This is a genomic window from Pseudomonas sp. SLFW (genome assembly GCF_009905615.1).
Classification (GTDB): Bacteria; Pseudomonadota; Gammaproteobacteria; order Pseudomonadales; family Pseudomonadaceae; genus Aquipseudomonas; species Aquipseudomonas bambusae.
This window is the reverse complement of the sequence record NZ_JAAAKW010000026.1, coordinates 37,680-55,509: the sequence shown is the minus strand read 5'-3', so window position 1 is coordinate 55,509 and position 17,830 is coordinate 37,680. Positions and strand designations below refer to the sequence as shown.

Below are 17,830 nucleotides of genomic sequence, written 5' to 3'. Positions count from 1 at the left end.
ATGCTGATGGTCACAGTTTTGACTGCGCTGCCGTCGGTGATGGTGACATCGGTGTCAGCAATCGCCGCGCCGGTGTCGCCGACCTTGAAGGTGGTTTTGTAGTCGTTGCCGGTTACACCGCTGGAGTCGTTGGCGTCCAGGTCGATGGTTGGACCGGCTGGCGGGGTCACGATGACGCCGCCATTCAGTGCAATGCTGGTGGTGGCTGTATTGGAGGTTTGGCTGTTGTCATCGACGAAACTGACGTTGACGTTGCGCGTGCCCACAGTTGTATCGGTGGTGCTGAAAGTGATGGCTTTGATGGCCTCCTGGAAATCGGCCAGGGTGGCGGTCGAGCCTGGCTTGACGCTCAGCTCGATGCGGGTGCCATCGGTGGAGGGTGTTGCGACGATGTTGCTTGGCAGAGCGCCGGCAGTCAGGGAATCGCTGCCGCTCACAGGGCTAACGATGCTGATGGTCACGGTTTTGATTGCGCCGCCATCGGTGATCACAACATCGGAATCGCCAACCGAAACACCCGGGTCGCCAGCTTTGAATACGGTCTTGTAATCGCTGCCAGTGGCGCCGCTGGAGTCGTTGCCGTCAAGATCAATGTGCGGAGTGCCTGGCGTCGGTGGAACGATCACCGGCGCATCATTATCCAGAATCGACGTAGTGACGCTGCCAGCGCTGCCGCTGACTGCCAGGTTTTCAAAGTTGCCACCGGTGGCCGAGACGATCTTCACGGTCAGGTCGCGAGTGCCGTCGACATCTTTGTTATCGACGGTCGTGAGGGAGAAGTTCGTGCTGCTGGCGTTCGCCGGAATGGTCACGGTTTTGACGGCGGTGAAATCTGTGCCGTCTTTGGCGGTGCCTGTGTAGCTGAGTGTCACATTGACGGTGGCGTGCGCCGGGTTGTCCAGCGAAACGGTGTAAACCGCGGTGCCACCTTCAGTGACCGCCGAAGGGCCGGAAATGCTGATCAGCGTGGTGTCGCGCACGTCAGTGACAGCGGTGCTGACCGGGGTGTTGCTGAAGGCCAGGTTTTCGTAGTTGCCGCCGCTGACGCCAGTGATTGCAGCTGTCACCGCGGGATGACCGACGTACACATCATTGGTGGCGACGGCGGTGGTGCTGCCGCTGCTCTGGCCGACGCCGATGGTGATGGTTTTGCCGTTGTCCAGCGTGACGCTCACGGGGGAGCCGGTCACTGGGTTGGAGACGCTGGCGGTGTACGTGATGGTGCCGTTTTCAGCCACAGTGCTGGAAGCGGTCAGGGTCACGCGGGTGGTGTCGATGGAGTCGGCGATGGTGGTCGATGCGGCTTTGCCGTCGATTGCCAGTTGTTCGAAGTTGCCGCCCGATGCGCCGGTGATGGTCGCGTTGACTGTTGCGGTGGTCTTGTAGACGTCGTTGGCCGGGGCATCGACTTTGATGGTGCCCACGGACTGGCCAGCAGCGATGTTGATGATCGCGCCGTTGGACAGGGTCACGGTGACGGCAGTCTGCGCGGCATTGGTCAGCGTCGCGGTGTAGGTGATCTGACCGCCTTCAGTGGCAGCGGCGTCCGCAGAGAGGCTGACGGTGGTGGTGTCGATCGTGTCCGTGACCTGGGTGTTGGCCGGTTGCGGATCAATGGTGATTGCAATGCCGTCGCCGCCCGTGGTGCCGGTGACCGTGGTGCTGATCTGGCTCGGGTTGAGGTAGACATCGTTGATGCTGTTCATCGGCACGTTGACGCTGCCGCTCAACTGGCCTGCGTCGATATTGATGATCGCGCCGTTGGACAGGGTGACGGTGATGGCCGACTGCGCCGCGACGGTCAGGGTCGCGGTGTAAACGAGTACGCCACCGGCTTCGGTAATGGTCGGCGTGCCGGTCAGGCTAAGCGTGGACGGCGTCCGGGTGTTGGACGGGTCATCGAGCGCGGTACGTTGTGTGTCGGTGGCGGCACCCGAGCCGATAGGGCCGGTGGGGTAACCGATGGTTGGATCTACGACGCCTGCCGTTTCAGTCAGCATGACGACGCTGTGCCCGCCGCCCGCGTTGCCGCCGTCGGTGCTGCCGGTGGTCTGGCCCGCTGCGGTGGCTTCAAGGTCTTGCGTCGGGTCGGCGCCCGCAGCGATGGCTTGCTGCAGTTCAGCGACCGACGGCGCGGCCTGCGCGGTGGCTTCTGCCAGGTCAGTAGTAGAACTGGAGGCCGGAGTGTCTGCACTCCATTGCGTGTCACGGCCCAGGTCGAGGTGACGACCGTCGGCCAGTTCAAGCGTGACCGCGCCTCCCGGGCCTGTCAGGACCTGTTCACCGGCCAGCAGCCGGTCACCCTCGATGAGTACACGGCGAATCCCTTCAGCGGAGACTGCGACTACTTGGCCAACAATGCTTTTGACGATGGCAACAACACTGCTCATGGGGTGACTCTCCGGATCTACGTCTGTGGACTCCTTCATCGGCCATCTGGCGCTGGAATGAAGGGTCCGAATGTTTGATTTTTTTACTTAAACACTAACTACTTGATTTTCTTGATGCTGGTTATTTGACGCCAATTTCAAAACTGCTACTTATCCGGTTTTGAATTAACTTTACGCCAAACTATTGACCTATTTCGCGCCATCCTAAACAATCGCACCCGTAATGTCACATTGATATTTTAAGAGATCGACAAATTCTGCTGTGCGGCCTCAAGCGTGCTCAGAACACTCCGATAACCCACACATCAATGGTCATTTTCTACGACGCGGCAATGTCCCTTTTGCCCGTTTGAACCCAGTCCGTTTTCGGGAAGTCACGAGCATGCGCCTGCCTTTTTACACCGCTGTACCTTTCGCTCTTTCAATCGGTTTCGTACAGGCACAAACCTTGCCAGAAGCCATGCAGAAGGCCATGGACGTGCATCCCGAGGTACAGGCAGGCGTCAACGCCCGTATCGCGCAGGACTACAACGTTCGGGCTGCGAAGGGTGGCTACCTGCCACGTGTCGACGTTCTGGCGGGGTATGGCCGCGAAGGCTCCGACAACCCGACCACGCGTGCCTCTGGCCGTAATAACGACTGGCAAACTTCGAACCGCGGCGAGTCCAGTGTGCGTTTGCGCCAAATGCTGTTTGATGGTTTTCAAACAACTAACGAAGTTGGGCGTCAACAAGCCACCGCCAATTCTCGGGCGTATTCGTTGTTGAATACTTCGGAGCGAACTGCGCTGTCAGTTGCGCAGGTATATATCGATGTAATGACGCAACGCGAAATGGTCCGTTTGGCCGAGGAAAACCTCAAAAGCCACGAACGTATTTATGACCAGATCAAACTGCGCACCAGCCGGGGTGTGGGTCGCATGGCCGACATGGACCAGGCTGATGCCCGTCTGGCCCAGGCCCGTAACAACCTGATCACTGAGCAGACCAACCTGGCCGATGCCCAGACCAACTTCCTCAGCGCCGTCGGCGACATGCCCGATCAGCTGGAAAGACCTGCTCCGTTCGCGCTGATGCCGGCCACGTTGGACGAAGCTCGCCGCCAGATGCTGGACAACAGCCCGGTGCTGCGTTCGGCCGAGTCGGACATCGCCGCTGCCGAGAAGCAGTACGAGACCGCCAAGTCCACCTTCTACCCGCGCTTCGATGCCGAGCTGGGCCGCAACGCCGACAACAACGTCGGTGGCGACCAAGGCCACAACAATGGCTGGGAAGCGATGGTGCGCATGCAGTTCAACCTGTATGCCGGTGGCAGCAACAAGGCTGACCTGAGCTCCAAGTCCTATCAGACCTCGCAGGCACTGGACATCCGCAACAACGCCCTGCGTCAACTGAATGAAGAGCTGGGCCTGGCCTGGAACGCCTATAACAACGCCACCGCTCAGGTGCCTATCGCGCAGCAGTACGTTGATCGGGCCACCAGTGTCCGTACGTCGTATCAGCAGCAATTCAGTCTGGGAGAGCGTACTCTGCTCGACCTTCTCGACAGCGAGAACGAGTTGTTCACCGCGCAACAGCGTCTGGTGCAGCTGCAGAGCCTGAAAACCTACACCCAATACCGGATTCAGTCCGACATGGGCACCCTGCTGAAAAGTCAGGGCGTCGTGGCGCCGCTGGCATCAGTTGTGCAAAACGATATAAAGCCGTCGGTCAAACTGCCGGGTATGAACTGATTCTTGACGGAGCAAGCTTCCGTTAGGGCCCAGCTTCTTTTAACTGCTTAACGAAAGAGAGTGTCAGCGTGGATTTGGAATTACCTTCGGCTCAATTAGGTCATGATCCCCGCAGCCAGCATGATGACCCGTTGCTGGACGGCCTGCTGACACTCTGCGCCCTGCATCACAAACCGGCGAGCCGGGCGATGCTGACCACCGGCTTGCCGTTGCCGGACCAGCGCCTGACCCCGGATTTGCTGCCCCGCGCGGCAGCCCGGGCCGGTTTGCAGGGGCGTCTGCTGGTGCGCAGGCTCGACCAGATTCCGACCATCGCGCTGCCTGCGATGGTGCTGCTCAAGGAAGGCCGCAGCGCGGTGTTGCTCGGTTGGGAAGGCGACCTCGCGCGTCTGTTGATCAGCGAAAGCGACGGCGGCGAAGTCCGTGTCGAGCGTGAAGTGCTGGCAAAGGATTACGGCGGCAAGGTGTTCTTCGCACAGCCGCAACATAAATTTGACGTAACCAAAGGCTCGCTCATCCCACGGGCGCGCTCCTGGTTCAAAGACACCCTCAAGCTGTCGCGCTGGCTGTATGCCGATGCGATTGCCGCCAGTTTCGTGATCAACCTGATCGCACTGGCCGCTCCACTGTTCGTGATGAACGTCTACGACCGCGTCGTGCCGAACCAGGCCACCGCGACCCTCTGGGTGCTGGCGACCGGTATTTGTGGCGCGTACCTGTTCGACCTGTTGCTCAAGGGCCTGCGCAGTCTGTGTCTGGACCTGGCCGGCAAAAAAACCGACCTGATCATCTCCGCCACGCTGTTCGAACGCATCGTCGGCATGGCGATGAAGTTTCGTCCGGCGCGGGTCGGCAGCTTCGCCCAGAACATCCATGAGTTTCAGGGCATGCGCGACTTTTTGACGTCGCTGACCCTGACCAGCCTGATCGATCTGCCATTCACCCTCATCATTCTGTTGGTGATCGCGCTGCTGGGCGGGCATCTGGTGTGGATTCCGGTCGTGGCGTTCCCGCTGGCCCTAGGCATCGGTCACTTCCTGCAGAAGCCGTTGACCGCGACCCTCGAACGCACCATGGCGCTGGGTGCCGAGCGTCAGTCGAGCCTGATCGAAACCCTCTCCGGGCTGGATGCGGTGAAGGTGAACAACGCCGAGAGCGAGCGTCAGTACCACTGGGAACACACCATCGGCACCCTCAGCCGCCTCGAATTGCGGGTCAAGATTCTGTCCGGCCTGGCCATGAACATCACGCTGCTGATCCAGCAACTGGCGGGCGTGGCGATGATCTGCTTTGGCGTGTACATGATCATCGACGGCAACCTCAGCATGGGCGGCCTGGTCGCGTGCTACATGCTCAGCGGCCGTGCGCTGGGTCCATTGGCCGCGCTGTCCGGTTTGCTGACCCGCTATCAACAGGCCAAGGTCACCATGGTGTCCGTAGACCAGATGATGGAGCTGCCGCAGGAGCGCAACTTCGAAGAGCGCCCGCTCAGCCGTCAGGTCCTGCAAGGCGCCATGGAATTCCGCAACATCGAGTTCACGTACCCGAATCAACAGAACCTCGCGCTGAAGAACATCAACCTGGTGGTCCGCCCTGGCGAGAAGATCGGCATCATTGGCCGCAGCGGCTCGGGTAAAAGCTCGCTGGCCAAGTTGCTGGTGGGGTTGTATCAACCAGATGAAGGCTCGTTGCTGGTGGATGGCGTGGACATTCGCCAGATTGACGTGAGCGAGTTGCGGCACAACATCGGTTACGTCGCGCAAGACATTCAACTGTTGGCGGGCACGCTCCGTGACAACCTGGTGTCCGGCGCGCGGTACGTCGATGACGAAATGGTCCTTCAAGCCGCCGAGCTGGCAGGCGTTCACGAGTTTGCCCGTCTTCACCCTCAAGGCTACGAGCTGCAGGTGGGCGAGCGTGGGCAGAACCTCTCGGGCGGCCAGCGTCAGAACGTGGCACTGGCTCGGGCTTTGTTGCTCGATCCGCCGATTCTGCTGCTCGACGAACCCACCAGCGCCATGGACAACACCGGCGAAGAGCGCTTGAAGCAGCGCCTGCAAGCCGTTATCGAGAAAAAGACCGTGATTCTTGTGACACACCGGGCCTCGCTGCTCTCTCTGGTCGACCGCCTGCTGGTGATCGACCGTGGCCAGATTCTTGCCGACGGCCCGAAAGCCGCCGTGATGGAAGCGTTGAAGAAGGGGCAGATCAGTGTTGCTTAAATCGGGTCCAAATTCCGGCGGTGGGTTGTTCGGCTATTTCAAAGGTTCGCCTTCCCTGGAAGGGCAGCCGATGCCCGAGGTGGAAAAGGCGCTGGTCGATGACGCGCCGCGCATCGTTCGACTGACCATCTGGGCCGTCATCCTGTTCTTCACCTTTCTCGTGCTGTGGGCCAACTTCGCTGTCATCGACGAAGTGACCAAGGGCGAGGGCAAGGCGATCCCTTCGACCAAAATTCAGAAAATCCAGAACCTGGAAGGCGGCATCGTCGCGCAGATCTACGCCCGCGATGGGCAGATCGTGGACGCCGGTGCGCCGCTGATTCGTCTGGACGACACCCGCTTCGCATCTAACGTCGGTGAAACCGAGGCTGACCGAGTGGCGATGGAACTGCGCGTTGAGCGTCTGAGCGCTGAGGTCGATGACCGCCCGCTGAACATCAGCCCGGAAGCGCGCAAGTCGGCTGCCAATCAGGCCGCCAACGAAGAGTCGCTCTATAAAAGCCGTCGCCAGCAACTTGCCGACGAAGTGGGCGGTTTACAGCAGCAGTTGATTCAACGTCAGCAAGAATTGCGCGAGTTCGGTTCCAAGCAGGAGCAATACCGCAACAGCCTGAACCTGCTGCGTCAGGAGATCGGCATGTCCGAGCCGTTGGTGGCACAGGGCGCCGTTTCGCCGGTGGACATCCTGCGTTTGAAGCGTTCCGAAGTGGAAACCCGCGGTCAACTGGACGGCACCAGCCTGGCGATTCCTCGCGCCCAAGCCGCCATTGCCGAAGTGCAACGCAAGATTGACGAGACCCGCGGCAAATTCCGCAGCGATGCGCTGACCCAATTGAACGAGGCGCGGACCAATCTCTCAAAGGCGCAGTCCACCGCCAAAGGCCTGGAAGACCGGGTCAACCGCACCATGGTCACCTCGCCGGTGCGCGGCGTCGTCAAGCAGATGCTGGTGAACACGGTGGGTGGCGTGATCCAGCCGGGCAGCGACATCGCTGAAATCGTGCCGCTGGATGACACGCTTTTGGTGGAAGCACGGATTCGTCCGCAAGACATCGCGTTCCTGCATCCGGGTCAGGAAGCCATGATCAAATTCACGGCCTATGACTACACCATTTACGGTGGGCTCAAGGGCAAGCTGGAACAGATCGGCGCCGACACCATTCAGGACGAAGAGAAGAAGAACACCTTCTACGTGATCAAGCTGCGCACCGACCGCAGCCACCTGGGCACCGATGAGCACCCGCTGCTGATCATCCCCGGCATGGTTGCCTCCGTGGACATCATCACCGGCAAGAAGAGCATTCTCAGCTACCTGCTCAAGCCCGTGCTCAAGGCTCGCGCCGAGGCGTTGCACGAGCGTTGATTGATGCTACATGTCTCGGTGGGAGCGAATTCATTCGCGAAGCGGTGTTTCGGGCGGTGAGGGTCTGTCGCCTGTAAGGTTTCTCGCGAATGAATTCGCTCCCACTGGGAAGCGCCCTCTAAGACGTTAATCTCACGTTTATCCCGTCGAGATACATCAATCAAATCGATACAGCCGATCCCGCCATCATCCCCATCAATCATGATGGCCTTGTAACATATTGCGCCCGTAATTTATCTTACAGCTCCCCTAAAGATATGCACGAAGTCAGCGATACGGTTATCTGAATCCTCCATTTAGATGACCGCTGCTCAGCAATGGCTTGCCGTCTTTTTATCAATGAAAATGATACTTCCGCCTACAAGGACGCCGACGTGACGTTGAACCTACGCCGTAAGGTCATTCTGCTTGCCATCATTCCGAGCCTTTTATTGGCTGCGGTCATTAGCTGCATCACGTGGGTGGTCCTGCAAAAGCTGGCCACGCAGGAAGTCGAACAGACCCGCGCGCTGCTGCTTGAAGAGCGCAAACTGTCGCTGAAGAACTACCAGCAGATCGGCGAAGCGGCAATCAAGCCGATCTACGACGCTTCTGCACCGGGCGACATGGACGCTCGCGACCGCGCCCTCAAAGTGCTGAAGAGCCTGCAATACGACAAGGCCAGTTACTTCTTCGGCTACAACTCGCAATACGTGCGCGTGTTCTGGGCCGACAAGGACCTGGATATCGGCAAGAATTTCTCCGACGCCAAAGACGCCAACGGTGTTTTCGTGATCCGCGGTCTGGTGGATCGGGCCAAAGACGGCACTCATTTCTTCCGCTACGACTGGCCAACGCCGGGCAGCGACAAGCCGATTCCGAAGCTGGGATACACCAACTACCTCGCGAAGTGGGACCTCGCATTCGGCACCCAGGCCAACCTCGACGACATCGACACGCAAGTCGCGGCTATTGAGGCATCGACACAGGGTCGCATCGGTTCTTCAGCGGCGTTGATCGTCGCCGTCGTTGCAGTCCTGTTGATCATCGTTGCGCTGATTGGGGTGTTCCTCGGCAACGGACTGGTCAAGCCGGTGCTGGTGATCAAACAGAACCTGGACGACATCGCGGCCGGCGACGGCGACCTCACCCGTCGTCTCCCGGAAACCAGCAATGACGAACTGGGCGCCCTGGCGAAATCTTTCAACTTGTTCGTCGAGAAGATTCATGGCCTGGTGCGGCAGATCGCCGAAATGACCAGTCAGCTCAACGGGCTGGTCAGTGATATGTCGGCTCAGGCCCAGCGCTCGGAACAGGCCATGGGGCGTCAGCGTCAGGAAACCGATCAGGTCGCGACAGCGATTCATGAAATGTCGTCGGCGGCGCATCAGGTGTCCATCAGCGCTCAAGGCGCTTCCCAAGCCGCTCGCAAGACGAGTGATGTCGGGCTGGACGCAAAAAACGTGGTGAACAGGAGCATCGACAGCATTCATGCGCTGATTGGCGAGATTGGCGACAGCAGCTCGTCCCTCGATCACCTGCGCAAGGACGTGCAATCCATCGCCACGGTCGTTGACGTGATTCGCTCGGTGGCCGAGCAGACCAACCTGTTGGCCTTGAACGCCGCGATCGAAGCGGCCCGTGCCGGGGATGCCGGTCGGGGTTTCGCGGTCGTCGCCGACGAGGTTCGCGCCCTGGCCAGCCGCACGCAACAGAGCACTCAGGAAATTCACGACATGATCAACTCGCTGCAACGCGGTGCCGAAGAGGCGGTCGTGGCGATGAGTCGTTCCAGCGACACCGGCAAAACCACCGGTGAACTGGCGAATGAGGCGGGCACGTCACTGGACGCCATCGGGCAGTTGATCGAGACCATCAACGACATGAACGCGCAGATCGCCAGCGCCTCGGAAGAACAGACCGCCGTGGCCGAAGAAATCAGCCGCAGCATGACCCAGATCGCCCAGGCCGTGGACACCGTGGCCGATGACGCACAAAGCGGCGCCTACACCGCACGCAGCCTGACGGAGTTGGGGGATCGGTTGGGTGGGTTGGTGAAGCAGTTCAGGATTTGAGGGCAGCGATCGCGTGTAACGACGCGATCAACTGTGGGAGCGAATTCATTCGCGAAAGGTGTTTCGGACGATGGGGATGTGTCGGTTGTGCGTCCGTATCGCGAATGAATTCGCTCCTACAGATTCGGTGGAGCGTGAACGATGGACGCAGGACTCAATTCCCCCGCTTACTATCAATCCGCACCAACCGCCCACCTTCGAAACGAAGATACTGAAACATCCCGCTGTTCGGGCCGTAGACCCATTCCTGGACCTGCACCTGATCGACCTGGCGGAAATGGTTGACGGTTTCTTTGTAGCCGACGATGTCTTGGCTGACCGGCTGGCCGCATTTCTGCTGCACTTCGAACATCCGGTCACCGACGCTGATCAACTGACTGCCGCAACGCAACGTATCGGCCTGGCTCAAACCGCTCAACGTTGCCAGACCGATAATGGCCACGGTCTTGGTGAACACACTCTTCAAAAGTCTTTACTCGCTGTCCAGGTGCAAGGGGCTGATGACGCGTCCGTCTTTTTCCGGCTGACCGAGGGAGGCGTCCACGAAATAGACCCGATCATCCGCCAATTGTCCCTTGTCCACCAGATAGTCCTTGATGCTGCCTGCCCGGGCCTGACCCAATTGGCGCAGCAGTAAAGCGCTGGAACTCCAGGATTTGAGCACGGCCTCGCGCAGCTTGTTTTGACGTTCTTCCTTGCCCAGGTCAACCCATTCCGCCGGTGGTTGCTGTTTTAGGCGTGTGCGATAAATGCCTTCGAGCATCGGCGCTTTCTCGTCATCAGGCACCTTCAGATCGCCCGCCTGCGCTGGCACCTTATCGCCGCGTCGCTGGAGAATTTTGTAGTACGTGCTCTGGTATTCGCGCTCCAGACGCTGTTGCGCAATGAGCGGCCCGTCGCTGGCCTCGGCGCTGGTGCCTTCGATTTCCAGCCGCAGGGCAGGGCGCGCTTTCAGGGCGGCGGCCAGCTTGTCCAGCGACGCCTGCGCCTCGCCACTCAAGTCGTCCGAACCGGGGGCGAACGCCACGGTGCCCAAATCTTCCGAACCGCCACCGCTGATCAAACCGCCGATGAATTTGAACGGCGCGGCGGCAGCCTTGACCACCAGGTTGCGCAGGGTCTGCCAGACAATCGGCATCACGCTGAACTGCGGATTGTTCAGGTCGCCGGTCACGGGCAGTTCGATGGAAATCTTGCCGTCCACATCCTTGAGCAGCGCAATCGCCAGTTTGAGGGGCAGGTTCACGGCGTCGGGACTGTCGACCTTTTCACCCAGCTGCAATTGCTCGACCACCACCTTGTTCTCGGCCTTGAGCTGGCCTTTGGTGATCAGGTAATGCAGGTCCAGGTTCAACCGACCCTTGCGAATGCGGTAGCCCGCGAACTTGCCGGAGTAGGGCGTCAATGTCGTCAGCTCAACGCGCTTGAAGCTGGTGGCGATGTCCAGACTGGCCAGCGGGTTGAACGGGTTAAGCGCGCCTTTGATGGTGACCGGCGCATAGCGGTCGACCTTGCCCTGAATGTCCACCGGGGCCGGTTTGTCCTGCCGGTTATCAAGGGTGCCGATCTTACCGTTGAGCTGCTGCACGGCGGTCGCAAAGTTCGGCGTAAGGCTGAAGTCGGCGAAATTGGCTGAGCCATTGTTGATGTTCACCTCGCCGATATGAATGCCCATGGGCTTGTCGGCGGACGCGGTTTTCGGTTTCGATGCGGGTTTCGCCTCAGCTTTGGTCGTAGCAGGTGCCCCGTCGGCAGGCTGCGGAATCAGCAAGTCGTCGATGTTGGTGGTGCGGTCGTCAGCGATCACGAAACGCGCATAGGGCTGTTCAATGTTGATCTTGGCGATGCTCAGGCTGTCGCCGAGCTGGAAGTTCAGGCCCTCAACGTTCAGTTGCTGCCATTTCACGAAATCCCGGGATTTGAGCGTGTCCAGCGTGTGCAACTGATCGACCTGCGCTTTGCCGGTGATGCCCAGCGCCAACGGCTCGGTGCTTTTAAGGTCAACGGCCAGGTCGGTGTTGAGCATGCCGCTGCGCACTTCCAGGCGAATGAACGGCGTGACGTAGGACTGCGCGAGGCGCAGGTCGATGTCGCGGGTCGTCACGTTGAGCTTGGCGCGCACGGGGTCAAGATTGACTTCGCCTTCCGCCGTCAGCTTGCCCTGTTTCCCCAGCCCGGTGTCGAGTTTGATGTTGAAGGGCGATTTGTTGAGGCTGTCGAAGTTTGTCAGGTCCAGATTGAGCGGGCCGACGTCCAGCGCGACTGGTTCCTTGGGCACTTTGTCGGCCAGGTGCACGCGGTAATCGCGCAGTTGAGTGTCGCGCAACAGCACTTGCCACGGCTTGCTCGGCACAGCAGGTTTTGCGCTGGCGGTGGTTTCGGCGTCTGATGCTGTCGCGGGTTGCTGCTTTTCAGCGTCGGCTTTCTTCTGTTCGGTCTTCGAGGGCTGGCTGGCAAACAGCTTCTGCCAGTCGAGTTGGCCATCGGATTCGCGAGCGGCCCAGGTTTCCAGGCCCTGACTACGAATCTTCCCGACGGTGACCAACTGCTTCGCCAGATCAAGCGATGTGTCGCTGACTTCCAGGTTTTTCAGGCGCACCAACGGGCGACCGTCCGGTGCATCGATGGCGAAAGGCGCGACTTTGAGTGACGTGTTGTCCAGCCGCAGCTCGGTTCCCTTGGCCAGATTGAGCGTGTAATGGGTGCTGAGGTTGAGCACGCCATCCTTGAGCACCAGCGGCAAGGCGTCGCGCACGTAGGGCCACCAGACTTTCATTTTGCCGTCGGTGACTTTCAGCGTGCCTTCGGAGCTGATCGGCACCAGGCTGATTTTGCCCACCCAGTCAATCTGACCGCCTTCAGGACCCGCCGCGACCAGCGTCATGTCGGCGTTGTCTTCGGGCAGAGTGCTGAGGTTTTTCAGTTCGAAATTCAGGGCGTCGTAGAGGAATTCGATGGGCTCGCTGGGGCGCTGGTCCTGGAAATGCACGAAGCCGTCAGACAGCTTGATCTCGCCGATGCGCAGCGGGAACGGCTTGCTCGGCGGTTCGTCAGGTTTGGCGGGTTCGCTGGGTGGCAGCTTGAACAGACCAGCCAGATTGAGTTTGCCGTCCTTGGAAAACAGCAATTCGGTCTTGGGTTTGTCGAGCTTCACGGCCTGAAGGTGCAGGGCCTTGGTCCACAGGCTGTCGATCTGCAGGTTGGCGTAAAGCCGTTCGAAGCCGATCTGTTCCTTGCCCGGTGCACCGATGTTCAGGCCCCACAGGGTTACTTCCAAGGTGTAGGGATTGAGTTCGAGGCGGTCCAGCCTGGCGGGCACCGTGGCGTAATTCGCCAATTGCTGGTTGATCACCCGCAACGCAATGCCGGGCAGGATAAGGAACCCCAGCACGCTGTAAATGGCGAAGACGGCCAGCAAGGCGCCGATGGCGCGTTTCAATCCTTTGGGCATGTAGGTCGCCAACTCTCTCGGTCTGAGGTGCCTTTGAGTATGGCACGCCAATCTGGTTCCGAAGTCGCGGCTCTGCATTCCTTGTGGGAAATTTCCCTACAGCGGGTGGGAGATCAAAGCTGCAAGATCAAGGTCTTGAGTGGGGGCTGCTGATCCATCGACGGAAAATCGACGCCGGGCGTCATCACCTGCCAGTCGCGAACAGGCCGACCGAGCTTGTTGGCGCAGCGCAGCACCTGTTCGCGCCATTCTTCCATGCTGACCTTTGCCAGATTGTTGCAGCAGATCAGCACACCGTTTTCGGCGGTCGCCAGCAGCGCGGGCTTGAGCAGGCTTTGGTAGTCGCGCAGCAAGTCGACGGTACCGAAGGCGCTCTTCGCCCACGCAGGCGGATCGAGCAATACGAGGTCAAACTGACGTTGATCCAGGCGCACATAGCTGGGGAGTTTCTGGCCACGACGGGAGGCAATCGGCAGGCCCGCCAGTTGGCGAATGGCCGGGAAATAGTCGGACTGGATGAACTGCATCTCCGGCAATTGCGGGTTCAACTGGCCGTTCTCACGACCGACGGCGAGGTTGCCTTCGGCGAAGTCCAGATTGCAGACCTCCCGCGCGCCGCCCGCTGCTGCGCTCAAGCCGACGCCGCAGGTGTAAGCGAACAGGTTCAGCACGCTTTTACCCTTGGCATGAGCCTTGACCCAGCCGCGGGTGTTGCGCAGGTCGAGAAACAGCAGAGGGTCCTGACCGGCATGACGGCCACGCACTCGATAGTTCAGCCCCCATTCGTGGCCGACCAGATCGTTCAGCGCGGCGTCGTCGGCTTTATAGACAGCGTCTGTGCGATCAATCCGCGAGTTGCCGTGGGAGCGGTCGTTGTAGACCAGCATCAAGTCCAGATCCAAACGGGCATTGATCGTGACGTGGGCCGCCAGCAAGGTGTCGCGGTCCAGGCTGGTGTGAAAACTCTGCACCAGCAACTGCGGGCCGTAGCGGTCGATGGTCAGTCCGCACGCGCCTTCCTGGCTGCCATGGAACAGGCGATAGCAGTCGGTGCCTTCAGAATGCAGCTCGGCGAGCAGGGCTTGACGGTTGTCGAGGGCGACGCTGAGCGCCTGATTCAAGGAAGACATGCTCGGCGCCTTGGGGCAGGAATAAGGCGCGCGAGTTTAACAGTTCGGCCAACGGCAGTGTTGCAGCTGGCGCTTGCCAGTGAGGCGACACGGAACCCTGTGGGAGCGAATTCATTCGCGAAAGATAGGTCAGGCGACAGCGATGTGTCGACCTTACTGACGTCTTGCGAATGAATTCGCTCCCACAGGGATCGGCGGCGTCCGTGCTGAGGCGTCGTTCATTTCCCCGGGACGAGTCGCAAGACGGTCGCGTCACCTGTAGGAAACGCCCTTCCTGAACCTTCCCTGAATCCCCGCGCAATAGTCTCTGCAGGTCCCGTGATGGCGGTTTACTCTCATAAAAGCCGGGCGTATTCTTCGCCCGTTTTCAACAGATGCGGAGACCCACAGTGGGTACTTGTTCGAGTGACAGACGTCAGCCGGTTCTGACGACCGGCCAATCCTCGGCAAGATAACGCGCAGTCTTTTCACTGCCGTTATCTCGCTGATAAACGCGAGAAACGGCAGGCGATTCTTTTTCCTGTCCTTCCCTGACGCCCAGGCACCGCGCGCCGTTTATCGGTCGCGCGGGCTTATCGTTGTGCGCCGTTCACACCTGAACGACGCGCAGTGCGCTCGGCTGTGCCCCCTGAATCTCCATGAGTAGTAGCCCTTCAGTCCAGGGGACACGGCCATGAAATTCAACACCCTGAAAGAGTTCTTCGCAGGCTTCCTGCGCACTCGCCACTTCGCCCGGCACTTCCGTCGGCTGGCGATGCTCGACAGCCTCACCGACGCCACCGTCAGCCGCGAAGTCCCGCCCACTCTGGCGCAAACCCTCACCCGGGGTGCCAGCAGCGACGTGCCTGAATTGCTCGCACGCCTGCACACCCACCACGAAGGCCTGAGCGAAGACGAAGCCCTGGCCTTGCGCCAGCAACATGGCCTCAACGAAGTCGAGCACGAGCAGCCGCTGCCTTGGTGGGTACATCTGTGGCACTGCTACAAAAATCCGTTCAACCTGCTGTTGACCCTGCTGGCCTTCATCTCATGGCTGACCGAGGACATGAAAGCCGCCACCGTGATTTTCTCGATGGTGGTGCTCTCGACCCTGCTGCGCTTCTGGCAGGAAACCCGCTCCAATCAGGCCGCCGATGCCCTCAAGGCGATGGTCAGCAACACCGCGACCGTGCTGCGTCGTCAGGAAACCAAGTCGCAGCGCATCGAGCTGCCGATTAAGCAACTGGTGCCGGGTGATCTGATCGTGCTCTCGGCTGGCGATATGATCCCCGCCGACTGCCGCGTGCTGAGCGCCAAGGACCTGTTCGTCAGTCAGGCCGCGATGACCGGGGAGTCTATGCCGGTGGAGAAATTCGCCCGCCGTCAGGAAGTCGATACCGGCAATCCGCTGGACCTGGAAAACATCCTGTTCATGGGCACCAACGTGGTGTCCGGTGCTGCGACCGGGGTGATTCTAGCGACCGGCAACCACACCTATTTCGGCGCCCTGGCTCAGCGGGTCAGCGCCACCGACCGCGCACCCACTTCGTTCCAGGCCGGGGTCAACAAGGTCAGCTGGCTGCTGATCCGTTTCATGTTCGTCATGGCCCCGTTGGTGCTGTTCATCAACGGCTTCACCAAGGGCGACTGGATGGAAGCGCTGCTGTTCGCGCTGTCCATCGCCGTGGGCCTGACCCCGGAAATGCTGCCGATGATCGTCACCTCGACGCTTGCCAAAGGCGCGGTGTTCCTGTCGCGCAAGAAAGTCATCGTCAAACGTCTGGACGCGATTCAGAACTTCGGCGCCATGGACGTGCTGTGCACCGACAAAACCGGGACGCTGACCCAAGACAAAATCTTCCTCGCCCGCCATGTGGACGTGTGGGGGGATGAGTCCGACGACGTGCTGGAAATGGCGTACCTGAACAGCTACTACCAGACCGGCCTGAAAAACCTGCTGGACGTCGCGGTGCTGGAACACGTGGAAATCCACCGCGAACTGCAAGTCGGCACGGCGTTCAGCAAGGTCGACGAAGTGCCGTTCGACTTCAACCGTCGGCGCATGTCGGTGGTGGTGCAGGAGCAAGGCCAGCCGCATCTGCTGATCTGCAAAGGCGCGCTGGAAGAAGTGCTGGGCGTGTGCAACCGCGTGCGTCATGGCGATGCGGATGAAGCGCTGACCCCGGAACTGCTGGAGCGCATCCTGCAAGTCACGGCGGAATTCAACGAAGAAGGCCTGCGCGTCGTGGCTGTGGCTGCGCGTGCAATGGACGCGGGGCGTGACACTTATGGGCTGGCCGATGAAAGCGACCTGACCCTGATCGGTTACGTGGCCTTCCTTGATCCACCCAAAGAAAGCACCGCGCCTGCACTGAAGGCGTTGGCTGAACACGGCGTGGCGGTAAAGGTGCTGACCGGCGACAACGAGCGCGTGACCGCGAAGATCTGCCGTGAAGTGGGGCTGGAACGCCAGGGCCTGTTGCTGGGCGGCGACGTTGAGCGCATGAGCGATGCTGAACTCGCGGTCGCCGTGGAAACCACCAACGTGTTCGCCAAACTGACGCCTTCTCACAAGGAACGCATCGTGCGGCTGCTCAAGGCCAACGGCCACGTGGTGGGTTTTATGGGCGATGGCATCAACGACGCGCCAGCACTGCGCACTGCTGACATCGGCATTTCGGTGGACAGCGCGGTGGACATCGCCAAGGAAGCGGCCGACATCATCCTGCTGGAAAAAAGCCTGATGGTGCTGGAGGAGGGCGTGCTGGAAGGGCGTCGTACCTTCGCCAACATGCTCAAGTACATCAAAATGACGGCCAGTTCGAACTTCGGCAACGTGTTCTCGGTGCTGGTGGCCAGTGCGTTCATTCCGTTCCTGCCGATGCTGCCGATGCACCTGCTGGTGCAGAACCTGCTGTACGACATTTCGCAGATTGCCATTCCGTTCGATAACGTCGACGAGGAACTGCTGAAAAAACCGCAACGCTGGCAGCCTGCGGACGTGGGGCGTTTCATGGTGTTCTTCGGGCCGATCAGCTCGATCTTCGACATCACCACCTTTGCGGTGATGTGGTACGTGTTCGGCGCCAACACGCCTGAACATCAAACCCTGTTCCAGTCAGGCTGGTTTGTGGTGGGGCTGCTGACTCAGACGCTGATCGTGCACATGATCCGCACCCCGAAAATCCCGTTCCTGCAGAGCCGCGCGGCCATGCCGTTGATGGTGATGACCGGGGTGATCATGGCGGTGGGCGTGTTCCTGCCGATGGGGCCGCTGGCGCATTACTTCAAACTGCAGGCGCTGCCACCGCTGTACTTCGTCATCCTGCCGGTGATTCTACTGGCGTACGTGGGGCTGACTCAGGCGGTGAAGGGGTTCTACGTGCGCAAGTTTGGGTGGCAGTGAGGTAAAGCCGATGCCTACGGCGGGCTGAAAACGACTGTGGGAGCGAATTCATTCGCGAGGCATTGGTTCAACCAACACATGTGCGTCGGTTGAACCATTTTTC

The 17,830-nt window shown here is 60.0% G+C and carries 9 protein-coding genes and 1 pseudogene; 6 read left to right on the top strand and 4 right to left on the bottom strand.

What is annotated here, in order from left to right; translation table 11 throughout:
• On the bottom strand, nucleotides 1-2,390 hold a 2,390-nt coding region (locus GVN17_RS26755; protein WP_166598298.1), incomplete at its 3' end, for a retention module-containing protein.
• A gap of 382 nt (nucleotides 2,391-2,772) precedes the next feature.
• On the opposite strand from GVN17_RS26755, the gene GVN17_RS26750 reads away from it, so the two are divergent.
• The 5 genes and pseudogenes from GVN17_RS26750 (at nucleotide 2,773) to GVN17_RS30120 (ending at nucleotide 9,761) form a co-directional block, all read left to right on the top strand.
• Nucleotides 2,773-4,122, top strand: coding sequence for a TolC family outer membrane protein (locus tag GVN17_RS26750; protein ID WP_166598297.1), 1,350 nt, complete (start codon nucleotides 2,773-2,775; stop codon nucleotides 4,120-4,122).
• A 68-nt stretch (nucleotides 4,123-4,190) separates the two neighbouring features.
• Entirely contained in the window at nucleotides 4,191-6,344 is a 2,154-nt protein-coding gene (locus GVN17_RS26745) for a type I secretion system permease/ATPase (RefSeq protein ID WP_166598296.1), read from the top strand.
• On the top strand, nucleotides 6,334-7,707 hold the full coding sequence (locus GVN17_RS26740; RefSeq protein ID WP_166598295.1) for an HlyD family type I secretion periplasmic adaptor subunit: 1,374 nt from the start codon (nucleotides 6,334-6,336) through the stop codon (nucleotides 7,705-7,707). The genes GVN17_RS26745 and GVN17_RS26740 overlap by 11 nt, the downstream gene beginning before the upstream one ends.
• 317 nt (nucleotides 7,708-8,024) lie before the next feature.
• Nucleotides 8,025-8,903 (top strand): annotated as a pseudogene (locus GVN17_RS30125) (cache domain-containing protein); the annotation flags it as partial.
• A gap of 36 nt (nucleotides 8,904-8,939) precedes the next feature.
• Nucleotides 8,940-9,761 (top strand): methyl-accepting chemotaxis protein, encoded by an 822-nt coding sequence (locus tag GVN17_RS30120; RefSeq protein ID WP_371928630.1) that lies wholly within the window; start codon nucleotides 8,940-8,942, stop codon nucleotides 9,759-9,761.
• 154 nt (nucleotides 9,762-9,915) lie between these two features.
• Here the strand turns inward: GVN17_RS30120 and GVN17_RS26730 are convergent, their stop codons facing one another.
• From GVN17_RS26730 to GVN17_RS26720, 3 genes are all read right to left on the bottom strand, one after another.
• On the bottom strand, nucleotides 9,916-10,218 hold the full coding sequence (locus GVN17_RS26730; protein ID WP_371928629.1) for a DUF2845 domain-containing protein: 303 nt from the start codon (nucleotides 10,216-10,218) through the stop codon (nucleotides 9,916-9,918).
• 15 nt (nucleotides 10,219-10,233) lie between these two features.
• Nucleotides 10,234-13,212 carry a DUF748 domain-containing protein gene (locus tag GVN17_RS26725; RefSeq protein WP_166598293.1) on the bottom strand — a complete coding sequence of 993 codons (2,979 nt, stop codon included), beginning with the start codon at nucleotides 13,210-13,212 and terminating at the stop codon, nucleotides 10,234-10,236.
• Nucleotides 13,213-13,325: 113 nt separating this feature from the next.
• Complete coding sequence (locus GVN17_RS26720) at nucleotides 13,326-14,342, bottom strand: class I SAM-dependent rRNA methyltransferase (protein ID WP_166598292.1); 1,017 nt, start codon at nucleotides 14,340-14,342, stop codon at nucleotides 13,326-13,328.
• A gap of 673 nt (nucleotides 14,343-15,015) precedes the next feature.
• Here GVN17_RS26720 and mgtA point away from each other — a divergent pair.
• Entirely contained in the window at nucleotides 15,016-17,727 is a 2,712-nt protein-coding gene (gene mgtA / locus GVN17_RS26715) for a magnesium-translocating P-type ATPase (RefSeq protein WP_166598291.1), read from the top strand.
• Nucleotides 17,728-17,830 lie beyond the last annotated feature (103 nt).

Coding starts and splice junctions, on each gene's coding strand:
- GVN17_RS26750 (WP_166598297.1), top strand. CDS start 2,773: ATGCGCCTGCCTTTTTACACCGCTGTACCTTTCGCTCTTTCAATCGGT.
- GVN17_RS30120 (WP_371928630.1), top strand. CDS start 8,940: ATGACCAGTCAGCTCAACGGGCTGGTCAGTGATATGTCGGCTCAGGCC.
- GVN17_RS26725 (WP_166598293.1), bottom strand. CDS start 13,212: ATGCCCAAAGGATTGAAACGCGCCATCGGCGCCTTGCTGGCCGTCTTC.
- GVN17_RS26720 (WP_166598292.1), bottom strand. CDS start 14,342: ATGTCTTCCTTGAATCAGGCGCTCAGCGTCGCCCTCGACAACCGTCAA.
- mgtA (WP_166598291.1), top strand. CDS start 15,016: ATGAAATTCAACACCCTGAAAGAGTTCTTCGCAGGCTTCCTGCGCACT.